Below are 1347 nucleotides of genomic sequence, written 5' to 3' on the forward strand. Positions count from 1 at the left end.
CAGGCCGTTGAAAAACCTACTAACTGCGTTAGAATTTTAAGAAACGACACTATATTTTAACTTATGCGCGGCCTTGAACCTTCTCAACAGCAGCTTTTCAGCTATATCAACCTGGAAGAACGAATTCCTGCCCATCATTCATTAAGGCCACTGAAGGTGTTAGTAGATAGCATACTGAAGGGGATGGATCAGCAATTTGATGCTGTTTACTCGCAAGAAGGTCGCCCCTCGATCCCGCCGGAACGGTTGTTGAGAGCCTCACTACTACAGGTGTTGTTTACGATTCGCTCTGAGCGGCAACTGGTTGAGCACATTGAATATAACCTGCTGTACCGGTGGTTTGTTGGGCTGGATATAGACGAGACAGTATGGGATCACAGCACTTTTACGCAGAACCGCGATCGTCTGTTGGACAACGAGATGGCTGGGCATTTTTTCACGGGAGTCAAGGAACTGGCATCGTGGCCGGAGTTGAGCAGTGACGAGCATTTCAGTATTGACGGCACACTGCTGGAGGTTTGGGCATCGCATAAAAGCTTTGTGCGTAAGGAGGGTGGCAGCAATCCGCCGGATGACGGCACGCGCAACCCAAGTCGTGACTTCAAGGGAGAAAAGCGCAGCAATGCCACCCATGAATCCACCACGGATGCTGGTGCACGCCTGGCACGCAAGAGTGACGGCGATGCCAGCCGTCTCTGCTACCTGGGCCATGTACTGATGGAGAATCGTAATGGTCTGGTGGTGGACGTAAGCGTATCAGCGGCGACGGGGACAGCCGAGCGGGAAGAATCGCTCAAGCTGCTGCAAGTCAACGTTCAATCAGGAGCCACAGTAGGAGAAGATCGCGGCTATGATACGGATGCGCACATCAAGGCAGTACAGGAATTGGGCATCATCCCCCACGTGGCTGCCAAGCGCACAGGTAGTGCGGTACCGGGTGATATTTGTCAAAGCGAAGGTTATGCGATCAGCCTGAAGACGCGCAAGCGAATCGAAGAAATATTTGGTTGGATGAAGACGGTAGGTGGGATGCGCAAGCTGAAACTGATCGGGCAAGAAAAAATCAGCGGGCAATTCAGGTTCGTTGCAGCCGTTTATAATTTGGTACGCATCGGGAGTCTGACGGGTTGGTGGTCGGGTTCTCACACCTGAGACAGTACGTCCAGAATCCGCAGAAAGTATGCGGATAAGGGTAAAAAGTCAGGAATTATCGAAAATTTGAACAGAAACTGCCCAAAATATGAGCAACTTTAGAAAAAAATAGCTTCAAAAAACAATCGAAATACTTGCGGTCCTTTAAAAACAGAATCTCAGACTGAAAGTGCCGTATTTTTCAACGGCCTGCTA

The 1347-nt window shown here is 50.0% G+C and carries 1 protein-coding gene; it reads left to right on the forward strand.

Going from position 1 to position 1347, the window contains the following annotated elements; translation table 11 throughout:
- The first annotated feature begins 63 nt into the window (after positions 1-63).
- Positions 64-1152, forward strand: coding sequence for an IS5 family transposase (locus BLW34_RS15285; protein ID WP_090581406.1), 1089 nt, complete (start codon positions 64-66; stop codon positions 1150-1152).
- The last annotated feature ends 195 nt before the right edge of the window (positions 1153-1347 follow it).

This window comes from Nitrosomonas sp. Nm58 (genome assembly GCF_900107335.1).
In the GTDB taxonomy this organism is placed as follows: Bacteria; Pseudomonadota; Gammaproteobacteria; order Burkholderiales; family Nitrosomonadaceae; genus Nitrosomonas.

Coding starts and splice junctions, on each gene's coding strand:
- BLW34_RS15285 (WP_090581406.1), top strand. CDS start 64: ATGCGCGGCCTTGAACCTTCTCAACAGCAGCTTTTCAGCTATATCAAC.